This is a genomic window from Latilactobacillus curvatus JCM 1096 = DSM 20019 (assembly GCF_004101845.1).
Taxonomy (GTDB): Bacteria; Bacillota; Bacilli; order Lactobacillales; family Lactobacillaceae; genus Latilactobacillus; species Latilactobacillus curvatus.
In genome coordinates this window covers 528,190-548,231 of the sequence record NZ_CP026116.1, presented here as the reverse complement: position 1 = coordinate 548,231, position 20,042 = coordinate 528,190, and the positions used below count along the sequence as shown (strand labels likewise).

Annotated in this window: 20 protein-coding genes, 1 other RNA gene and 2 pseudogenes; 14 read left to right on the top strand and 9 right to left on the bottom strand. The window is 42.0% G+C overall.

All coding sequences use genetic code 11. The features are described from left to right. Positions 1-63 precede the first annotated feature (63 nt). The 4 genes from LCU_RS02955 (at position 64) to nth (ending at position 3,630) form a co-directional block, all read left to right on the top strand. On the top strand, positions 64-540 hold the full coding sequence (locus LCU_RS02955; protein ID WP_004270558.1) for a cell wall elongation regulator TseB-like domain-containing protein: 477 nt from the start codon (positions 64-66) through the stop codon (positions 538-540). Positions 541-648: 108 nt separating this feature from the next. Next, positions 649-1,947: an asparagine--tRNA ligase gene (gene asnS / locus LCU_RS02950; RefSeq protein ID WP_039099577.1), complete on the top strand. Its 1,299-nt coding sequence runs from the start codon at positions 649-651 to the stop codon at positions 1,945-1,947. A gap of 388 nt (positions 1,948-2,335) precedes the next feature. Continuing rightward, complete coding sequence (locus LCU_RS02945; RefSeq protein WP_056966872.1) at positions 2,336-2,959, top strand: DnaD domain protein; 624 nt, start codon at positions 2,336-2,338, stop codon at positions 2,957-2,959. 20 nt (positions 2,960-2,979) lie between these two features. Next, positions 2,980-3,630, top strand: coding sequence for an endonuclease III (nth, locus tag LCU_RS02940; protein ID WP_054644465.1), 651 nt, complete (start codon positions 2,980-2,982; stop codon positions 3,628-3,630). A 59-nt stretch (positions 3,631-3,689) separates the two neighbouring features. Here nth and LCU_RS02935 read toward each other — a convergent pair whose 3' ends face one another. Both LCU_RS02935 and recU read right to left on the bottom strand, forming a co-directional pair. Next, the gene (locus LCU_RS02935; RefSeq protein ID WP_056966874.1) at positions 3,690-5,975 is read right to left on the bottom strand and encodes a transglycosylase domain-containing protein; all 2,286 of its coding nucleotides are present in this window, start codon (positions 5,973-5,975) and stop codon (positions 3,690-3,692) included. A 6-nt stretch (positions 5,976-5,981) separates the two neighbouring features. Continuing rightward, positions 5,982-6,614, bottom strand: a complete 633-nt coding sequence (gene recU / locus LCU_RS02930) for a Holliday junction resolvase RecU (protein WP_039099581.1) — start codon at positions 6,612-6,614, stop codon at positions 5,982-5,984. A gap of 73 nt (positions 6,615-6,687) precedes the next feature. On the opposite strand from recU, the gene LCU_RS02925 reads away from it, so the two are divergent. The 5 genes from LCU_RS02925 (at position 6,688) to LCU_RS02905 (ending at position 10,380) form a co-directional block, all read left to right on the top strand. Continuing rightward, positions 6,688-7,248 (top strand): SLOG family protein, encoded by a 561-nt coding sequence (locus LCU_RS02925; protein WP_035186509.1) that lies wholly within the window; start codon positions 6,688-6,690, stop codon positions 7,246-7,248. A 61-nt stretch (positions 7,249-7,309) separates the two neighbouring features. Then, complete coding sequence (gpsB, locus tag LCU_RS02920) at positions 7,310-7,702, top strand: cell division regulator GpsB (RefSeq protein WP_004270560.1); 393 nt, start codon at positions 7,310-7,312, stop codon at positions 7,700-7,702. A 39-nt stretch (positions 7,703-7,741) separates the two neighbouring features. Then, an RNA gene (gene rnpB, locus LCU_RS02915) (RNase P RNA component class B) lies at positions 7,742-8,102 on the top strand. Between the two features lie 79 nt (positions 8,103-8,181). Next, entirely contained in the window at positions 8,182-9,324 is a 1,143-nt protein-coding gene (locus LCU_RS02910; protein ID WP_056966876.1) for a THUMP domain-containing class I SAM-dependent RNA methyltransferase, read from the top strand. A 102-nt stretch (positions 9,325-9,426) separates the two neighbouring features. Then, entirely contained in the window at positions 9,427-10,380 is a 954-nt protein-coding gene (locus tag LCU_RS02905; protein WP_056967175.1) for a phosphoglycerate dehydrogenase, read from the top strand. A 53-nt stretch (positions 10,381-10,433) separates the two neighbouring features. Here the strand turns inward: LCU_RS02905 and LCU_RS02900 are convergent. The 3 genes and pseudogenes from LCU_RS02900 to LCU_RS02890 all read right to left on the bottom strand — a co-directional run. Then, positions 10,434-10,601: pseudogene (locus LCU_RS02900) on the bottom strand (IS3 family transposase); the annotation flags it as partial. Between the two features lie 11 nt (positions 10,602-10,612). After that, positions 10,613-11,542, bottom strand: a complete 930-nt coding sequence (locus LCU_RS02895; RefSeq protein WP_003592463.1) for an IS30-like element ISLpl1 family transposase — start codon at positions 11,540-11,542, stop codon at positions 10,613-10,615. A 97-nt stretch (positions 11,543-11,639) separates the two neighbouring features. Next, positions 11,640-12,841, bottom strand: a pseudogene (locus tag LCU_RS02890) (IS3 family transposase); the annotation flags it as partial. A 375-nt stretch (positions 12,842-13,216) separates the two neighbouring features. Here LCU_RS02890 and LCU_RS02885 point away from each other — a divergent pair. Next, the gene (locus LCU_RS02885; protein WP_056967050.1) at positions 13,217-13,801 is read left to right on the top strand and encodes a tyrosine-type recombinase/integrase; all 585 of its coding nucleotides are present in this window, start codon (positions 13,217-13,219) and stop codon (positions 13,799-13,801) included. Between the two features lie 76 nt (positions 13,802-13,877). Next, entirely contained in the window at positions 13,878-14,915 is a 1,038-nt protein-coding gene (locus LCU_RS02880; protein WP_004270825.1) for a zinc-binding dehydrogenase, read from the top strand. A 49-nt stretch (positions 14,916-14,964) separates the two neighbouring features. On the opposite strand, the gene LCU_RS02875 is transcribed toward LCU_RS02880, so the two are convergent. Continuing rightward, a complete protein-coding gene (locus tag LCU_RS02875) occupies positions 14,965-15,726 on the bottom strand; it encodes a DUF3307 domain-containing protein (protein WP_056967052.1) in 762 nt (253 codons plus the stop codon). Then, the gene (locus LCU_RS02870; RefSeq protein ID WP_004270833.1) at positions 15,723-16,520 is read right to left on the bottom strand and encodes a hypothetical protein; all 798 of its coding nucleotides are present in this window, start codon (positions 16,518-16,520) and stop codon (positions 15,723-15,725) included. The genes LCU_RS02875 and LCU_RS02870 overlap by 4 nt, the downstream gene beginning before the upstream one ends. Before the next feature lie 159 nt (positions 16,521-16,679). On the opposite strand from LCU_RS02870, the gene LCU_RS02865 reads away from it, so the two are divergent. From LCU_RS02865 to LCU_RS02855, 3 genes are read left to right on the top strand one after another with little or no spacing between them, the layout of a single operon-like run. Next, entirely contained in the window at positions 16,680-17,051 is a 372-nt protein-coding gene (locus LCU_RS02865) for a GntR family transcriptional regulator (RefSeq protein WP_076790321.1), read from the top strand. Continuing rightward, on the top strand, positions 17,044-17,916 hold the full coding sequence (locus LCU_RS02860; RefSeq protein ID WP_056967064.1) for an ATP-binding cassette domain-containing protein: 873 nt from the start codon (positions 17,044-17,046) through the stop codon (positions 17,914-17,916). Before LCU_RS02865 ends, LCU_RS02860 begins: the two co-directional genes overlap by 8 nt. Then, complete coding sequence (locus tag LCU_RS02855) at positions 17,909-18,655, top strand: hypothetical protein (protein ID WP_004270831.1); 747 nt, start codon at positions 17,909-17,911, stop codon at positions 18,653-18,655. The genes LCU_RS02860 and LCU_RS02855 overlap by 8 nt, the downstream gene beginning before the upstream one ends. Positions 18,656-18,709: 54 nt before the next feature. On the opposite strand, the gene lplA is transcribed toward LCU_RS02855, so the two are convergent. Continuing rightward, positions 18,710-19,723, bottom strand: coding sequence for a lipoate--protein ligase (gene lplA / locus LCU_RS02850; protein ID WP_056967062.1), 1,014 nt, complete (start codon positions 19,721-19,723; stop codon positions 18,710-18,712). Positions 19,724-19,833: 110 nt separating this feature from the next. After that, positions 19,834-20,040: a helix-turn-helix domain-containing protein gene (locus tag LCU_RS02845; protein WP_004270834.1), complete on the bottom strand. Its 207-nt coding sequence runs from the start codon at positions 20,038-20,040 to the stop codon at positions 19,834-19,836. Between the last annotated feature and the right edge of the window lie 2 nt (positions 20,041-20,042).

Sequence of the window (20,042 nt, the reverse complement as noted above, 5' to 3'; positions counted from 1 at the left end):
GCCGATAGCCGTTATTTTTTGCTATAATAAGGCTTATTCAAGCGAACAAGGAGAGAATGCAGCGTGCGCAAATATAAGAGATGGCTCTGGATATTCTTATTGTTGGTAATCATTGGCAGCATGCTGATGATTTATCATCAAGCTCGAAAACCCGAAGCAACGGCTGAAACCAAAGCCGTTAACATTGCTAAAAAATACGCGAAATTAAAAGAGCCTGATGGGTTCTACACGTATCATCGAAATGCAACATATTATACCGTTAGTGGTAAAGACCGTGATAATCACGGCATCTTCGTTTTAATCAACGAAAAAGGCAATCATGCCACTGTCTATCGTCAAAGTGGTGGTATTTCTAAAAACGATGCGTTAGAAAAGACATGGTCAACTAAAAATCCGCAAAAAGTACTGAACATTAACTTCGGTATGTACCGCAACAAGCCTGTTTGGGAAGTTGTCTATAAAAGTGACAAAGGCCGTCTTTGTTATTTAACCCTCGATTTTAAAACCGGGAAGACGATTCAATTGATTGAAAATATCTAGGGTTCTCAATTAGGGGGCTGTGGTTGTCAGGGTTTTGTTATATAATAATAACTATCAGTTATTTTGAACTGTTGTAAATTAAATGTTGCACATAAGGAGACAGAGTTTATGGTTAAAAAAATCAGTATTATCGATGCAAAAAACCATGTCGATGAAGAAGTTAAAATTGGCGTTTGGTTAACCGACAAACGTTCAAGTGGGAAGATTTCATTCCTCCAATTACGTGATGGCACTGCCTTTTTCCAAGGGGTTGTCGTTAAAAGCCAAGTAAGCGAAGCCGTTTTCCAATTGGCAAAAGATGTCAAACAAGAATCAAGTATGTGGGTGACAGGGGTCATTCATGAAGATACTCGTTCACACTTTGGTTATGAAATTGAAATTTCTGACATCGAATTAATTGGTGACAGCAGCGAATACCCAATTACACCTAAAGAACATGGGATCGAATTCTTATTAGATCACCGTCACTTATGGTTACGTTCAAAACGCCCATTTGCGATCATGAAAATCAGAAATGAAATCATCCGCGCTTCTTATGAATTCTTTAACCAAGAAGGCTTCATCAAGATGGATCCACCAATCTTGACGGGTAGTGCCCCTGAAGGGACAACTGAATTATTCCACATCGAATATTTCGACAACGATGCTTATTTAACACAAAGTGGTCAGTTATACGCTGAAGCTGGCGCAATGGCCTTTGGCAAAGTCTTCACTTTTGGCCCTGTTTTCCGTGCTGAAAAATCCAAAACTCGTCGTCATTTGACTGAGTTCTGGATGATTGAACCAGAAATGGCCTTCACAACTCAAGATGAAAGTCTTGAAGTCCAAGAAAAATACGTGGCTTACCTTGTTCAAAACGTCATTGATCACTGTGCCTATGAATTAAAATTATTGGACCGTGATGTTGACCAATTGAAGAAATATACTAAAACACCGTATCCACGTATTTCATACGATAAGGCTGTTGAAATGTTACAAGCAGCTGACTTCGATATTAAATGGGGCGATGATTTTGGCGCACCAGATGAAACTTATTTATCGGATCAATTTGAACAACCAGTCTTCATTTTGAATTATCCAAAAGCCATCAAACCTTTCTATATGAAGCCACATCCAACACGTGATGATGTTTACTTATGTGCTGATTTATTGGCACCAGAAGGTTATGGTGAAATTATCGGTGGTAGTGAACGTGAAACTGACTTTGATAAATTAGAAGCTGAAATTAAAGCAATGGGCTTAGACCTTGAAGAATATCAATGGTACTTAGACTTACGTCGTTACGGATCAGTGCCACATTCTGGTTTCGGATTAGGTCTAGAACGGGCCATTACATGGATCTGTGGTATCGATCATTTACGTGAAACAATTCCATTCCCAAGAATGATTAACAGAATCAAACCATAAAGAGTGCTGACTCGAACGAGTTGACTTTGAGGATTAACAGCAAAACGGGCATTATGGCGCTTCACAGCCATGGTGCCCGTTTTACAGTTAACCGGAAAAGGCAGTTCGAAGAAGCACGTTTCAAATAGAGTGCGTTGAAAGTGGTTAGTTCTCGAGCATTTGTCTAGTCTAGTGAATGAGCGATGCAAGTCGATCGTTTGCTGGACGTAGCAAAGCACCGAGGACTACTTTCAAAAGCATGTTTCAAATCAGAGTGCTGACTCAAACGAGTTGGCTTTGAGGATTAACTAAAGCGCCGTGAACCGAAATCAGGTTCTCGGCGCTTTTTTATTTGTCTAAAATTGGTTACAATAGAACTAATGAAACTTTTAGAAAAGAAGGCTAGAATATGAACGAACTTACCGCGTTTTTACAAGGCGGCCAATTGAGTGTCTCTCGACTGTTACTGCATCACTATCAAACGCTCAAGATGTCTTCTGAAGAATTAGTGGTTTACTTACAGCTCAGTGATTTTGCCAGTCAAAACAATGACTTTCCCGATTTAGCTGTGATTGGTGAACGCATGGGAATTGAATCCAGCCAAATTTACGCATTGATTCATCAACTTTTACAGAAAAAACTAATTACCCTTAAATCATCTGTCAATGAACAAGGTAAGGCTGAAGACCATTACGATCTCACACCAGCCTTAACTAAATTGAGCGTGCTAGCCGTTCAAGACGCACAAGTCACTCAACAAGCACTAGACGGCAACCAACGGAGTGCGGTCTTTAACCAAGTTGAACAAGCTCTTGGCCGCCCATTATCGCCATTGGAATCTGAGATTGTTGCCAACTGGTTAGATTTAGATCATTATCAACCAGAATTGATTCAATTAGCCGTGCGAGAATCCGTTTTAAATCAAGTCTATTCCTTGAAGTACGTTGATAAGATTTTGCTCAACTGGCAGAAACAAAATATTACTGATAAAGAATCCCTACAAGCTTACCAAAAGGCCCATCCAAGACGTTAATCGAATAGGAGATGAAGCGGATGTTATCAAAAGCCAAAACACAGTGGGCCATGCACCAACTATACAATTTAATTCCAGATGCGCAGGGCGCATTAGTTGCTGATTCACCGTTTCAATTGTTGATTGCGGTGATGCTTAGCGCACAAGCCACCGACGTTTCCGTCAATAAGGTCACCCCACAACTATTTGCTGATTTCCCGACACCAGCTAGTTTCGCGAATGCAGAGATTGCCGATATTGAAGCTGATATTCATTCAATCGGGTTATATCATAATAAAGCTAAACACATTAAAACATGCTGCCAGCAACTAATGGCAGATTTTGGTGGGGAAGTGCCGCGCACACATGCCGAATTGGAACAACTTGCTGGTGTTGGCCGTAAGACCGCGAATGTCGTTTTAGGTGACGCCTTTAACGTCCCATCATTTGCCGTCGATACGCATGTCACTCGGATTGCCAAACGGCTCAAAATCAGTGCACAGGATGCCTCGGTGATCCAGATTGAAAAGGACTTTCAAGCGAAGCTTCCTAAGAAAACATGGGTTCAAGCGCACCACACACTCATTCTTTTTGGGCGGCAAGTCTGTACGGCACGTAAGCCGCATTGCGATGAGTGTCCCTTATTAAGGATTTGCCAAGCAGGCCAACAATTTCTTGAAGATCGTGGTTAAAAAACGCAAAAAAAGCACCGTTCAGCCAACGTTTATCGTTGAACTGAACGGTGCTTCTTTTAGTTAGTTGGCGCTGCTGGTGTTTGTGTCGTCGACCCCGTTCCTGGATTAGTTGTTGCCGGAGGGGTTGAGGTCGAAGGTTGCGATTGTGAACTTTCAGTTGGGGTGCTTGAAGATGAGGTCTCCGGCACACTGGAAGATTCACTTGGTGTTTCAACCACGCTACTTGAGCTAGAAATTTCACTGCTTGAGCTGACCGGTGCTTCTGAGCTAGAGTAGAGTACACTACTTGAAGAAGATCGACTGCTTGAAGAACTTGGAATGGTCGTCGTCCCTTTAATATAGAGTTCTCGTACGCCAGCCACGTTTTTAGCAACCACGTTACTTGGCATTGACCAATCTGAGTTGGTTGCGTTTTGAGCGAGGTAGGCCATCATTGCTTTATAGATATAAGCGGCGACGTTCCGCTCACTCATTGTTAATCCATTTTTAAGTGGTTCATCGTATCCAGTCCAAACCGTCACTGAATAGTTCTTGGTATAACCGGCAAACCAGCTATCCTTCGCTAAAGTTGGGTTTAACCCAGATTTGGCAATTTCTTCGCTAGAATAATCGGTTGTCCCAGTCTTACCAGCTTGATGAAGCCCTGGAATTTGGGCTAACGTCCCAGAACCATTTTTAATAACATCTTTTAACATATCAGTAATCATGTAGGCCGTTGAACTCTTCATAGCCTGTGTGCCATCAGAATCATAATTATGCGTAATCCCATCGGCTGTTTCGACTTTATGGATATAAGTTGGTGCATAGTAAGTTCCACCGTTTGCGAAGGCGCCATATGCGGCAGCTTCATCAACAGTTGAAACATTCCCACCAATCCCATAAGAAAGACCAGTATCAGCTGGCACGTTAATGCCTAAGCCTTTCACGAATTCACGGGCTTTAGTCATGCCAACAGCTTCTAACAGTTCGATGGCTGGGACGTTTCGTGAGTTGGCAAGCGCATTACGCGCGGTAATTGTACCGAGATAACGGCCATCAAAGTTATGCAATTGAATATTGGTTCCAGGATAAGTGTAAGGGACATCTTGTAGTTTCTGTGCAGTTGAGTAGTCAAGATATTCGATAGCTGGACCGTAATCCATTAATGGTTTCATTGATGACCCATTACTTCGGCCAGATTGCACGGCCCGGTTATAACCGAGCTGCACATCACCAGTTTTACGACCACCAATCATCGCAACAATTCGACCGTTATTAGGATCTGTAATTGAAACTGCTGTTTGTAGTTGATCATCTGGGAATGGAATACTGCTATCATTATTGACGATATCGTATAACTTACGTTGCGCGTCCATATTGATATTGGTGTAGACTTTCAAACCAGCCGTGTACGGATCATAGCCTTTTTTCTTCAAGTCGGCGAGGACTTCCTTGACGTAAGCGTCGGTTGCTTTAGAATCCGTTGAACTATTCGCTACTGTTTGTTGATCCACTAAGCCGGTATTAATTGGGACTTGTTTAGCTTCGGCAGCTTCAGTTGCTGTAATCTTATTGTTCCGCAAAAGCGCATCAAGAACTAAATCACGGCGCTTCTTCGCTAAATCAGGGTGGAGGTACGGATCGTAATTACTTGGCGATTGCGGCATACCCGCAATCAATGCCAGTTGTGGCAAACTTAATTCCTTCAACGACTTGCCATAATAATACTTAGCAGCCGTCCCCATACCATTGACCCCGTTATTCAGGTACACTTTGTTCATATAATACTCTAAGATTTGGTCTTTTGAATATTGACGTTCGACTTGAACGGCAAGCCACGCTTCTTGTGCTTTTCGTCTGAAAGTCTGATCGCTGTTTTTCGTTGAGAATTTAGACAGTTTAATCAATTGTTGGGTTAAAGTACTCCCACCTTGTAAGCCCAGCGGTGATTTACCAGTAATATTGGCGACTGCAGCAGACGCAATTCGGATTGGATCAATCCCGAATTTTTCTTTATAGAAACGACGATCTTCAATAGAGACTACTGCATCTTTTAATGTTTGCGGGATTTGATCACTCTTGACATAACTCCGATTTTCGCCACCAATTGTTTTGAAAGGTTTCCCTTGATCATCGTATAGAATTGTCGCATTCGGACTTTGCAGGTCCGCTTGCGTTAGGTTTGGTGTATCTTTAACATAGTAGGCAAACAAACCAATCCCAGCCACGAAAGCCACTACAATCAGTAGTAACAGCCATTTTAGAATTCTTAAAAAGAGGGGCCGGCGTTTCTTATTAGCGGGTTTTGCTTCAGCTTTGTGCCTTGCAACTCGCGAATTATTATTGTTTCGATTATCGGACATTGTTCTTTAAACTCCTTTATTTGACCGCTTTAATAACTGATCTACGGCATCTAAGTAGGGAATAATTGGATTAAGTTGGTACTTAATCTCAATCCCATTGTCAATCACATCACTGAGTGAAATCGATTTTCGTGCACCATCAACTTGCGCGTCCCAGCGGCTAATCAGTTCTGTTGCGGGATACAAGAATAGCCGTTGTAGCGGGACAAATTTCATAATGACAAAGCAGATGCCACCTTGATTCAAGCAGGCTCTGAAATGTTCAATCTGATGTTGATGGAAGTTCCGAAACGGAAACGCGGTTTTATTCTTCGTTTCCTTCGCTTCAAAATCGACGTAACGGCCCTGATAAATCCCATTATAGTCAGTTGTTGAGGCTTGTTTAAAATAAGCTTCTTTAATAACCGCTTGGCTGCGGGCAGGGTAGTCGACCTTCACAATCTGAATTGGCGTTGGTTTCTTATACACGACAGCCGTTGCATGTAATCGATAATACTGATTACTATCATTGAGTTCTTCTTCCAACGTCATGCCGCGTTTACCAAATAACGTTGTTGCTTCTGGTTGCCGGGCTTGCTTTTTAGTTGGTTTTGTCTCATTATTTGTATAAGGCTGTCCGTTAGGATAATGAAAGGCCATTGAAAATCACACTCCTGTTTCACTATTATAGCAATGTTTAGTTTAATTGAAAATCATTTGGGAGGGACCTGACTTGAAACGACTATGGGTGAGCGGCTATCGAAGCTATGAACTCGGTGTTTTTGGCGAAACTGACGAGAAACTTAAAGTAATTAAATATTCCTTAAAAAAGCAGTTAACACAATATTTAGATGATGGGCTCGAGTGGGTGATCACTGGTGGCCAAATGGGGATTGAACAGTGGAGTCTGCAAGTTGCTATTGAACTAAAAACGGACTATCCGGATTTAAAATTGGCGATGATGTTGCCGTTTAATGATTTTGGTCAACAATGGAACGAAAATAACCAAGCTCAATTGAGTCAGCTCAAAGCGCGAGTCGATTTTTGCGAACCAGTGGTTAACGCACCGTATTCTGGACCGCAACAATTGCGCCAGTATCAACAATTCATGCTGACCCATACGGATGGTCAACTATTATACTATGATCGTGAATCACCGGGCAAACCAGAATATGATTATCATGCAGCCCGCCAATATCAAGACCAACAAGATTATCCGATTAACTTGGTCGATTTTTTCGAACTACAAGATATCGCGACTGAGTTAGCGGAATTAGATCAGCAAGAGTTTTAATTATCTGATAACTTTGCTATAATGGGAATCATAGTACATTTATTCTAAATGAGGTGTCAAAATGGACAATCAAATTGAAATCGAATTGAACCCAACTGATATATTGAAAAAAGAATTTAAAACAAAAATGCGGGGCTATGAACCTGAAGAAGTCGATGGTTACCTTGATTTAGTTATTAAAGACTATCAAACTTATCAAGAAGCAATCAATCGGCTAACGGCGGAAAATGCCCGCTTATTCAAGAAGGTTGATGAATTAAACCGCCAACTCAGCGCTTCTGATAACGTGAAGGAAAGTGCACCACAACAAGCTTCAGCAGCAACCAACTATGATATTTTGAAACGCTTATCAAACCTTGAACGCCACGTGTTCGGTGCTAAGTTAAGTGAACAAAATCAAGCTCCACAGACAAGAGTTCAAAATCATTCACAATTTGACGAGACAAATCTTTAATCCTGTGCTATACTTATAAACATTGATTCAATATTTGTAAATCTTGAGTAATCGCGGTCTACATCGGTAGGCTGAGGAAGGTCCATGCCCGCACAGGCTGAGATGCTTGTAGTGTTCGTGCCTGGCCCAATAAGCCAGGGTACCTTAACGGTAACGGCGGAAAAAGCGCTAAAACTTCGGTCATGCGTGAATATCCTTAAATAGTGCCACAGTGACGGAGCGTCCTTGGAAACTTGGACGGTGGAACGAGGTAAACCCCGCGAGCGAGTAACCCAAACTTTGGTAGGGGCGTCTCATTTATGGAAATGAACTAAAAATGAGAGTTCGTAAGAACAGATAGATGATTACTGAAGGAACTTTCTTCCTGGGGAAGTTCTGGAACAAAACATGGCCTATAAAGGTTTACAATCAGGTGGCTTGGGCTTTTGCCCAAGCTCTTTTTATTTAAAAAATAATTTCCTAAGGGGATCTTTAAAAACATGACTTACCAACTATACGCAACAATGGCGAGTGGGATTGAATCCATTACGGCCAAAGAATTACAAAATCTCGGTTATGAAACACGTTCAGATAATGGCCGGGTGTATTTCGAAGGCGATGTGGCAGATATTGCAAAAACCAATCTCTGGTTACGCAGTGCTGATCGGGTGAAAATCGCGATTGGTCAATTTGAGGCCAAAACCTTCGATGACCTTTTTGAACAAGTGAAAGCTTTGCCATGGGACAAGTTCCTGCCATTAGACGCCGCTTTTCCAGTTGCTGGTCGCTCAGTCCGTTCAACGCTCCATAGCGAACCAGACGTGCAAGCCATCACTAAAAAAGCGATTGTTGATAAGTTAAGTACTGTCTATCACCGCCGAACACGTTTAGCTGAAACAGGCGCAACGTATCCGCTTGAAGTCAGCATCCTAAAAGATGTCGTGACGATCAGCTTAGATACAACTGGTCCTAGTTTATTCAAGCGGGGCTACCGCCTTGAAAAAGGGGAAGCCCCATTGAAGGAAAACTTCGCGGCATCCTTAATTCTTTTAAGCCGTTGGCAACCTGATATGCCATTTGTTGATCCAACGACTGGTTCTGGGACCATTGCGATCGAAGCAGCTTTAATTGGTCACAACATTGCACCTGGTATGCATCGTAAGTTTGCCTTTGAAGACTTCGATTGGATCGATGCTTCTGTTTTAGAAAATGCCAAAGCCGAAGCGAAAGCAGCCGAAAAAGACCAACCACTTGAAATTTTTGGTTATGATATCGATCAAAACATGATTGATATCGCTAAGTTGAATGCGAACGAAGCTGGTGTTTTACATGATGTCCAGTTCAAACAACTCGCTGTTAAAGATTTCAAGACAGATTTAACCAACGGGGTCATCATCGCCAACCCTCCTTACGGGAAACGATTAAGCGACCAAACACAAGCCCGTGCTTTGTATAAAGAAATGGGTGATACCTATCGGTCATTGAAGACTTGGAGTAAGTATATTTTAACAAGTGACTTACAATTCCAAGAATCATTCGGGCAACGCGCAACTAAACGCCGGAAATTGTATAATGGTCGGATTCAAACTGATTTATTCCAATACTGGGGTCGTCCAGTATGGCCACGTGCAGAAAAAGAATAAAATTTTTTATAAAGCATTGCCGTTTTCAGTCGGTAATGCTTTTTTATTTGCTGAAAATCCCTTATAATAAAGATTACTTCAATAATAAGGTGAGGGATCAACTTGACAGTCATTTTAGCAGCAGAAACAATTCCTGAACAACACGTCAAAGCACTAACTGCAAAAGGTTTAACAATCATCGCTTTAGCTGATTTAAAACCAAGTCAACTGGGTAGTATTGAGATTATGTTTGGTTGGAATAAAGATGTAGGCCCGAAAATTTTAGCAGAGCCCGGTAATCAATTAAAATGGATTCAGACCGCAAGCTCAGGGGTTGATTATTTACCACTAGCCACGTTAGCTAAGCAAGGGGTACTGGTATCAAACGCACGCGGGATGCACGCAAAACCAATCGCACAGACGGCATTAAGTTACATATTACACTTTACCCGTGGGATTTATCAGAGCTTACCCGCACAAGCAGCGCATCAATGGGAGCATCATGCTATTGGTGAACAAATGACAAATTTGGAACACCGCACACTCCTCATTTTTGGAACAGGTCAAATTGGTGAGGAAATTGCAAAGTATGCCCACGTCATGGGTATGCACACAATTGGCGTTAATCGGCACGAGAAACCCGTTGCCAATTTTGATCAGATTCTAACCGACACGGATTACGAACAAGCATTGCCACAAGCAGACTTCGTGATTAATGTGATGCCATTAACACCGGTCACCAATCGGTTCTTCGACACCACCTTTTTTACGCAACTCCATCGAGGGGCTTACTTCTTCAATTTAGGGCGCGGCGCTTCAGTCGACGAAGCAGCTTTGATGCACTATCTACAATCCGGTCATTTGGCAGGAGCAGCAATCGATGTTGCCCAAAACGAACCATTACCAAGTGATTCACCATTATGGGCCACACCAAACCTGATTATCACGCCACATATTTCAGGTTACATCGCTGATATCCATGAACGGCTCTTCAAAATTTTCGATCAAAATTTACCCAGTTATTTAGACAAAGGTGAATTATCCGTCAATCCGGTAGACTTGTCAGCCGGCTATTAAAAAACAGCGTTTGAAGTGAACCCCAAATATTGGACGAAACTTTAAGCAGCTTTCTAGGTTGTAAAAATTCGATATTCAATCGGACTTTTACAACCCAGTTTTGTTTTAATTCTTGAAAAATTATAATCATCAATCCAAACCGATATTTGTGAAACTAGCGTTTCATAAGTATCGGTTTCTTTTTGGTAGAAAGCTTCGGCTTTCATAATATGGAAAAAGGTAGATTGCAAATTTAATCCGAATTTTTGGACAAATTTGTCAGCATAACCTGATACGGTGTTTGCCAGTCGAGTATTTTAAGCGGTCGCTGGTTAATTTGGAGTAACGTCGTCGTTAAATCTTGAGCACTAATGTGCTCAAAACGAGTCCCTTTAGGATAAAAATAACGTAAATTCCGATTAAAGCGTTCATTACTACCACGTTCAGCTGGAGTATAAGCATGGCAGTAATAGGTCTTAATACCATATTGTGATTCAAGTGATACTAGCCCACTAAACTCAGTGCCACGGTCCACAGTAAAGCTGTGCACCGGACCATTAAAAGTGGTTAGGAACTTAGTTAGTGCTTCATTAACAGTCGCTGTCGTCCGATCTTTTAACCGGTATGCCCAAAGGAACCGTGATTTGCGATCGATTAAAGTTAATAAAACTGCCTTACTATGCCCACGAGGACCAACGACTGTATCTAGTTCAAAATCGCCGATGCGCTTACGTTGATTAATCATCATGGGACGCTGTTCAATTGATCGCCCCAAAGATTGATTATATTTGGATCGTTGGTCAACGTTACGCCGTTGGCGTACGCCATGTTCAGGTAGATCATTCAAGGAGAAGCCAATTCTCCCCTGATTTAGCCAATTATAAATAGATTTAGTAGCTAGTTTAAATTCGTGAGCAATCATTCCTGGTGACCAGCTTAGACGTAAATGGTTGAGAATTTTTTGCTTTAACTCATCGCTCAGCTTAGTTTTCCGACCACATCGTGATCGCTTGTATTCGGCATCTGTTTGTGCTAATTCAGCCTGATAAGGTTGACATCGAGATAATTCATAAGAAATTGTTGACGGTGATCGGTTCAGCCGAACGCCCATTTGGATATTGGACAGCCCTAGTTCACAAAAGGTTTCGATTTTAATTCGTTCGGAATAGGTTATACTAGACAAAAGATCAGCTCCTAAAAGATGGGTTTGTGGTAAACACCATTTTAAAGGAAGCTGATCTTTTTTGTCCGAACAGCGTTCGGATTAATTTTACAATCTACCAAAAGCTCTCCATTGCTGCATTATCTAAACATGTTGCTTTGCGAGACATACTTTGAAAAATGCGATGTTCTTTCAAGATATGAGTCCAATCTTGATGCTGGTATTGAAATCCTTGATCTGAGTGGACTGTTGTCCGGTATTTTAAATTCTTAGAGATTTTCTTAACTGCTCGATTCAAAACAGTTGTAGTAAATTCAACAGTAGGGTGTTTACTAACTTGATGGCTGAGAATTTCACCTGAGAATAAATCATAAATACATGTGAAATAGGCGCGTTCATCAATTGTCTTGGTTCCCCAGCGAACTTCAGTAACGTCTGTTACTAGTTTTTGATAAGGACGATCGGTGAAGAAACGACGGTTGATTAAGTTCTTAGCAACGGTGCCAACATTGCCTCTATATGAATTATATTTACGAGTACGTTTGTTAAATGCAGTTGATAGTAATTGCAGTTCTCGCATTAAGACAAGTACTTTTTTATGATTTACTAAGATATTCATACGATGTAATTCACCAGTTACACGACGATAACCGTACGCTGGATGATTCTTCTTGATTATTTGGATGGTTTGTTTAACAGATTGGTCAGATGAACCGTTCGGTTCATGACTAATAATGTATTCATACGTACTTTTGGCCATACCAACTATTTTTAGAATTTTTACTAGTTTGTGTTTAAGCCTTAGCTCTTGGATGACTTGCGCTTGTTGTTTTCTTCTTCCTGGACTAAGGCTCTTAATTTTTTTAGGTATTCATTCTCGATTTGTAGCAACTCATTTTCTTCTCTAAGACGTTCTAACTCTGTTTGTTGCCGTTTTTTTGATTGTTTATCAGCTGACATAATTGTTTGCCGTCCTTTGGAACGATATAAGGCATCAGCACCCTCAGTCTCCCAAATATGTTGCCATTGCCAGATGGTCCCGACGTTTGAGATATTAAAATGAAGTGCGGTTTTCGGATAAGAAGCCTTATTCGTTTTCATCCATTTTAAAACATTCATCTTAAATGAGCCATCAAATGTTTTTTTGGGTGATAGGACATCTAGTCCTTTTGGGCCAAAGGCCTTATGACGTTGAACCCACGAGACAACTAGTGAGTTACTCTTAATACCATATTTTCTCGCTATTAATTCATAACCTAAGGATGACGTTAGATAATCCTGAACAACTTTTATTTTTAATGTTTTAGAATATTTGGTCAATATAAAAACCCCCGATATTGGATTTTGGTCCAATATCGGGGGTTCACTTCATTAGGACTTTTTGTCTTAACGCTGTTTTTTTTGTGACTTTAAGGGGCCTTTTTGAATTCGCATTTTAAGCAAGTTTCGCGACCACTTGTCCACTCACTAATCTGAAACGTCCTTAAAATGCGCCTCTGGTGATTGATCGTTTATAAACGTGATTAGACCGTGATTTAGCCATCAATAGCCTTTAATGTGTTTGAGCGCATTCTTTTGGTAGAAAGAATGCGCTCGGAATCCCTTTAAATCAACGATAATCAAAGGTGCAAAATACCACCGCATGGTTTATAATGATATAGAGAAAAAGAATGCGGTCAAAAAGGCGGAAAAAACATGCGGAAATCGCGCACTAAAAAAGGCAAAAAATTAAATGTTCAACCTTTACGGACAAAAGATGAGATTGAAGACATGAAAGTCATCTTGCGCCATTCACAAATGGGTAGTCGCAATTATTTATTATTTTTACTCGGCATTAATACTGGCTTACGCTGTTCTGATATTGTGCAGTTAAAAGTCAAAGATGTGATCGAAGACAATCCCGTGATTGTTGAACAAAAAACGGGTAAGTGGCGCCAAATTAGTTTGGCGAGTTTACGCCCATACATCAGTCCCTATATTCAAAATAATGAATTGCTAGGCAATGATTGGTTGTTTCCTAGCCGCGTCGGCGATAACCACATCACCGTCAACGGTGTTTACCGCATGTTGACTGAAGCAGGTAAGAAACTTGGGCGTAATGATATTGGCACCCATACGATGCGCAAAACTTACGGCTACTGGTTCTACAAACAATTCGGGGACGTGCGGTCATTGATGATTGATTTTGGTCATTCAACGCAAGAAACGACGCTCCATTATATTGGGATTACCCAAGACGAAGTGTTAAGCAAGAAACAACAACTGGCGATTGGACTTTAAAAAAAGCTTGCATTAAAGTGAGGTCTAAGGTGTATAGTAAAGACAATATAATAGGAAGAGATAGGAGATTATAGTTATGAAAACAGCTACTTTTATGGGTCCTGGTCAAATGACCATTACCGAAGCACCAAAACCAACGATTGAAAAACCAACCGATGCGGTCGTGCGCATTATCCGCGCGTGCGTCTGTGGTTCTGATTTATGGTGGTATCGTGGGATTTCAAAACGAGAAGTAGGCGGTTTCACCGGTCACGAAGCAATTGGCATCGTTGATGCTGTTGGGACTGACGTACAAAATGTTAGTGTCGGTGATTTTGTGATCGTGCCATTTACCCATGGTTGTGGCCACTGTGCCGCTTGTTTAAACGGTTTTGATGGCGATTGTACCAACCGCGAGAATAATCCTGGTGGCTACCAAGCCGAATATCTCCGTTATCACAATGCAAACTGGGGCCTCGTTAAAGTTCCTGGCCAACCAAGCGATTACTCTGATGAAATGCTGAATAATCTATTGACGCTTTCAGACGTCATGGCAACCGGCTATCACGCTGCCGTGTCCGCTGAAGTGAAACCCGGTGACACAGTCGTTGTCATGGGTGATGGCGCCGTTGGTTTATGTGGTGTGATTGGCGCCAAATTACTCGGTGCGAAACGGATTATCGCGATGAGTCGTCATGCGGACCGGCAAAAATTAGCCCTTGAATTCGGCGCAACAGACATTGTTGCTGAACGCGGTGACGAAGGGGTCGCAAAAGTGATGGCGTTAACCGACAACGCTGGGGCCAACGCCGTCTTAGAATGTGTCGGGACCGAACAATCCGTCGCCACTGCCGTCGCCGTTGCTGGCGCAGGGGCTGTCATTGGTCGTGTCGGCATTCCCCAAAAAGCAGAGATGAACACCAATGCCTTATTCCGGAAGAACATCGGTTTGCGTGGGGGAATTGCTGCCGTAACGACTCATGATCGCGCTCGTTTATTGGATGCTGTTTTAAAGGGTGCCATTAATCCTGGTAAAGTCTTTACACAACGCTTTACCTTAGATGATATTCAAGCCGCTTATGAAGCAATGGATCAACGCAAAGCGATTAAATCATTATTAATCATCGCTGAATAATATAAAAAGTGCCGCAGAACAGGAAAAATCCTGATTCTGTGGCACTTTTTTAATGCGCAATAAGACTTAATAGATAACCGCCAAGACAGCCGAAGATCAGACTGAGCAAACTCCCAATGAGGTAATATTCGGCGAAGTGGTGTTCGTTGGATTCAATGGCTTTAAAGCGGGTCAGCGCCTTAATCGCCACAATCACAGCAATACTCGCAACATTGTGCGTGTAAAACAAGATTAAGATGGCAAACCGTTCTAAATGACCAATATGCCGACCCAGTTTTGCACCATCTGGCAGGCGATCCATGTTTAAATCCAGTCCTTTTAAATAGAAGCTAATGAAATAATCGGCAAATAATAACGTGCTCAAAACAATACTGGCAGCCAATAACAATCGGTTCACATGGTTAAACGCCCATTGCTGGCCGAGGAACATGCTCACAAGACCGATCACTATTAAATGGAGTGCTTGATCGATGGTATAACTCATCACTGGTACGCGATTGCTGGTTAAATGTAGCTGTGCTTTTAAAAGTGGCTGGCTATTTTGTTTAAATAGATCAATGAGCCAATGACTCATCACAATGATGACTAAGCCGATTAGTAACGGTTGCCAATGTGGCCAAGTAGGTGGTGCCATTAACCAACCGCCACCCCATAAAATAAGCACTAACGGGACTTGTGTCAGTGCGTGCTTGCATAATGGCCACCATTTCACACCGAGTTTCGTTGATCGTTTGCATTGAGCCATCTGATCAGATTGAAAGACAAAGTCGCAGCCAATATGACTAAGCAAGAAAAGCGCAAAGAGGTTCATTCGACTGCCTCCTTAAAGGTCATCAGTTGCGCGCGCAACGTTGCCAGGGTCTGTTCAATCAAGGGATACTGAATCTGATTCAGTAAGCGACTGACTTTACTAGAGGCTAATGCACGCCCTTTTTGATCACTGTAGTCTAGTTCATAGGAAGCAACGCCGTATTTGGTCCACAACAATTCCGCTAATTCATAGCGTTTCAATGTTGGTTGAAGCACGATTTCAGCAAAAGCGTCCTTGCGCAACTGCGTATTCAAGAGTTGCTCATAAATTAAATAAAAGAGGGCATTAATCCCATTTGCGGCTGGTTGATCTGCCACTAATTGAAATTGAAAGGCCGTCGTCATAAAGGGATAACCTTGTGCTAATTCAGCACCTTGACGCAACAGTTTGGCTTGATCTGCTGCGGCGAGGGCGTTCACAATTGCTGTCCCGTTGACCCGATTGATATCCTGATAGTCACTTGGACTCGGCGTAGTCATCGTTCCTAAGCCAACCCCAAAATAAAAAGTGGGCTCCGCCAGCCCCGCAAAATGTGTCTGCCAGAAAGTTTGAAAAGCGTCACTCTTTAAATAGGCATTACAAAAGGGATAGACATCAACAATCTGTGCCTGGTCATCCGCTGAAAAACCGCCCAATAGACCATCACCATCCTTAATTGCAAATGGTGTTAATAACGCTGGAAAATGGTGATTCAACGTGTCGGCGAAGTGTTGCAATAACTGGAGTGTCTGTGCTTGTTCCGTAAAACGGGTGCGGCTATCCGCTAAATCAATGAAACAATAGGCTGTCTGCATCGTTCTCATCCTCTCTGAAAACATTTGATTATAAGTACATAATAGGTGAATATGAACGAATAATCAAATGTTTTTGAGGAGCGGTTTACATTTCGCAGCCTACGTATTATAGTTAACTACATAAGTAACTAACCAATTAACGAAACGGAGGTGTTCCGGATGCTTTTTGAATTTAATAATGATACACCACTCTACCGGCAGATTGCCGAACAAATTGAAGAGGGTATTTTTACTGGGGTCTTTCCACCTGGTAGTCAAGTCCCATCGACAACTGAAATTTCCAGACAATTCAATATCAATCCAGCCACTGTACTCAAAGGGATGAATCAACTCGTTACCAGCGGCTTAATCGAAAAGAAAAGGGGACTCGGCATGTTCGTCACATCAAGCGCACCCGCACAGATCACTGAAAAACGGCAATCTGAATTTTTTGAACACTATGTTGCCCAATTTATCACTGAAGCACAACAATTAAATCTAACCAAAGACGACCTAATTGCACTGATTGAAAGGGGTTATGACCATGCCTAATTTACAAACCACACAACTGATTAAACAATTTGGGAAACAGGTCGTCCTCGACGACATCAACTTAACACTTAAACCCAATACAATTTACGGCTTACTCGGCCGCAATGGGGTGGGTAAGAGTACCTTATTAAGTATTCTAGCCAATCATCAAACTGCATCCCTAGGTGAGATTAAATGGGGCGATACGGTCTTAACCGGTCGCGATCATCCGTTACAAACGATTTACTTGATGTCGGAAATCAATCTCTTTAATAAAGATGACAAATTGCGGACCATTATTAAAAATACCGCCTTACTGCAAGGTTCATTTGATCATGCACTCGCCAAAGAAATGCTGACTGCATTTGATTTGAATCCAAAAAAGAAACTCAATCAGCTTTCAACTGGGTACCGCACGATTTTTAAAACAATTGTTGCGCTTTGTGTGCCGGCGGAATATGTTTTCCTCGATGAACCAGTCTTAGGCTTAGATGCTAACTACCGTAGCCTCTTATACCGCTACATTTTACAGGCCTATGAAAGTCGGCCACGGACATTTGTCGTTGCGACCCATATCATCGAAGAAATCGCGACCTTAGTCGAACACGTCTTGGTCTTGAACGACGCTCAATTAATTGTCGATGATGATTTGGAAACCGTCCTCGCCAAGAGTTACCGTGTCAGTGGCCCGGAAGAACTTGTTCGCGAGTACTGTACCGACTTAAACGTCTTAGATTCCCAGCAAATGGGGACCTTATACACGGTTTATCTTTATGACGTCTTACCAGAAGAACGGGTTATTCCAGATCGTCTAACGATTGACCATATCGATCTACAAGAAACTTTCATTAAATTAACGAACAAAGGAAGTGAAGCACATGTTTAATGCAATGATGCGGTACCGCCTAGCAGCGATTTGGCGCGGCTTATTAATGGCAATTGCCGTCTTCGTCATCATCACAGGCGGTTCCATTTTAATCTTCTCCAATCAAATGACCTGGAAGGCCTTTTGGTTCACGCTCTTGAGCGGTTCCTTAGTCGTCAGCCAACTCGTTCTGATTTTCCTTTCGTTTGCGACAACCCGCAAGCCGTTTAATTTTGGGATTCTAAATGGCATTCCGCGCAGTATTAGTTATACCACCCAAGTGATTAGCCTCTTCAGCAGTCAATTGATTAGTTTCCTAACACTCTACGGCGGCACATACTTCATTGCTGCCCACCAAAGTGGGATTAATCGCTTCTTTCTTGATAGCCGTTTCGTCCTGCTGGCCATTGTACTCATCTGGACCATCATGGCAGAAGGGATTGCCATTAGCAGTTTCATTACGTTATTTGAACGTAAAGCTTGGCTTTTCTTATTTGCTGCATGGCTAATTCTGTCGACACTCTATCAACACTACATTGAACCAGCGATTGAACGCATGTTACCAAGCTGGGTGGATACTTTTGTCCTGAACATTCCTGGTGATCAACCAATGAACCAACTCGCAAATCTATTCCACCAACCGATTTTCTGGATTAGTGGGGTAATAGGCATCCTCATCCCATTAGTTATTGCTGGTATTTGTCAACACTTCATGCAAACCAGACGCATGGCGATTCGTTTTAAACGATTTGCACGTTAACCTAAAAGAGCTACTACCAAGATTATTCTGGTAGTAGCTCTTTTTAGCTAGTTACTATTGTGCTAATAATTCAACTAATTCTGTTTTTGGAATCCCTGTGAAATAGGACGTGGTGTCGATTGGTTCGAGAGTGCTTGCTAAATGTTCACGGTCATAAACCGTGCCGACTAACTTTTCAGCCAATTCGTTGGCATCGCCGGAACCGAAGAAGTCGCCGTAGAACTTGACGTTGGCAATCTTCCCATTTTCGATTAACAAGCGCGCATCAATCGTCCCGAAATCGAAGTGTTTGCGTTTTTGAATCGTTGATTTAGGTGACTTGCCATAGACCCAGTCCCAATTGCTATAGAGATCGTTAAAAATCTTATCGATGGCTTGTTCGTCTGCGGCCGTTAATTGATATTCGCGGTCGGCAATATCAGCTAGTTGATCGGCGTGCATCAAGTTCAGTAATAAGACGTCTCTGAACTCTTCTGTCGACATGTTTTGGTATTCAGGGTCAACGTGCCCTTTTAGGTTTGTGACGCGTTGTCGAATCGATTTAATGCCTTTTGACGCAATCTTATCTGCAGGGACATTCAAGGCTTGGGTCAAAACATCTAAATCAACATCCCATGAAAGGGTACCGTGGGAGAAGGTTTTACCATTCTTGGTGTACATCGCGTTCCCTGAGAATTTTTTACCGTCCACTAACATATCATTGCGACCAGAAACTTCAGCCGTTGTGGCGCCCATTTGATGGAGTGCATCGACGATTGGTTGCGTGAAGGATTTGAAATCACCGAATTGTTCAGAATCTGCGTTCACCACGAAACTGAAACAAAGGTTACCGAGATCTTGATAAATCCCACCGCCACCAGACAACCGGCGTGTGACTGTAATATCATGGTCTTCCACGTATTTTTGATTGATTTCTTCATACGTATTTTGGTTGCGGCCCACGATAATGCATGGTTTCTCAATGTAGAATAGTAAGAGTGGTTCATCGAAATTTTTTTGATTCATTAAATATTGTTCGGTTGCCAAGTTTCGGCGAATATCATTTGACTTCATCACAACGTAATACATCAGCATAAAACCCCTTTCATAATCACTACGGATTTATTATACTACATATCGCATCAACCAGTGTACTGAAGCATTAAAAAAGCGGTCCCCGATAAAAGGGGGCCGCAGGATTAATCATCGCTATATTCTAAAATATCACCAGGTTGGCAGTCTAATACGCGACATAACTTCTCGAGCGTCGAAAAGCGAATTGCTTTGGCTTTACCGGTTTTTAAATTCGAAAGGTTCGCAATCGTAATATCGACCTGTTCAGCAAGCGCCGTGACACTCATTTTCCGTTGAGCGAGAATTACGTCTAAATTCACACGAATGGCCATTG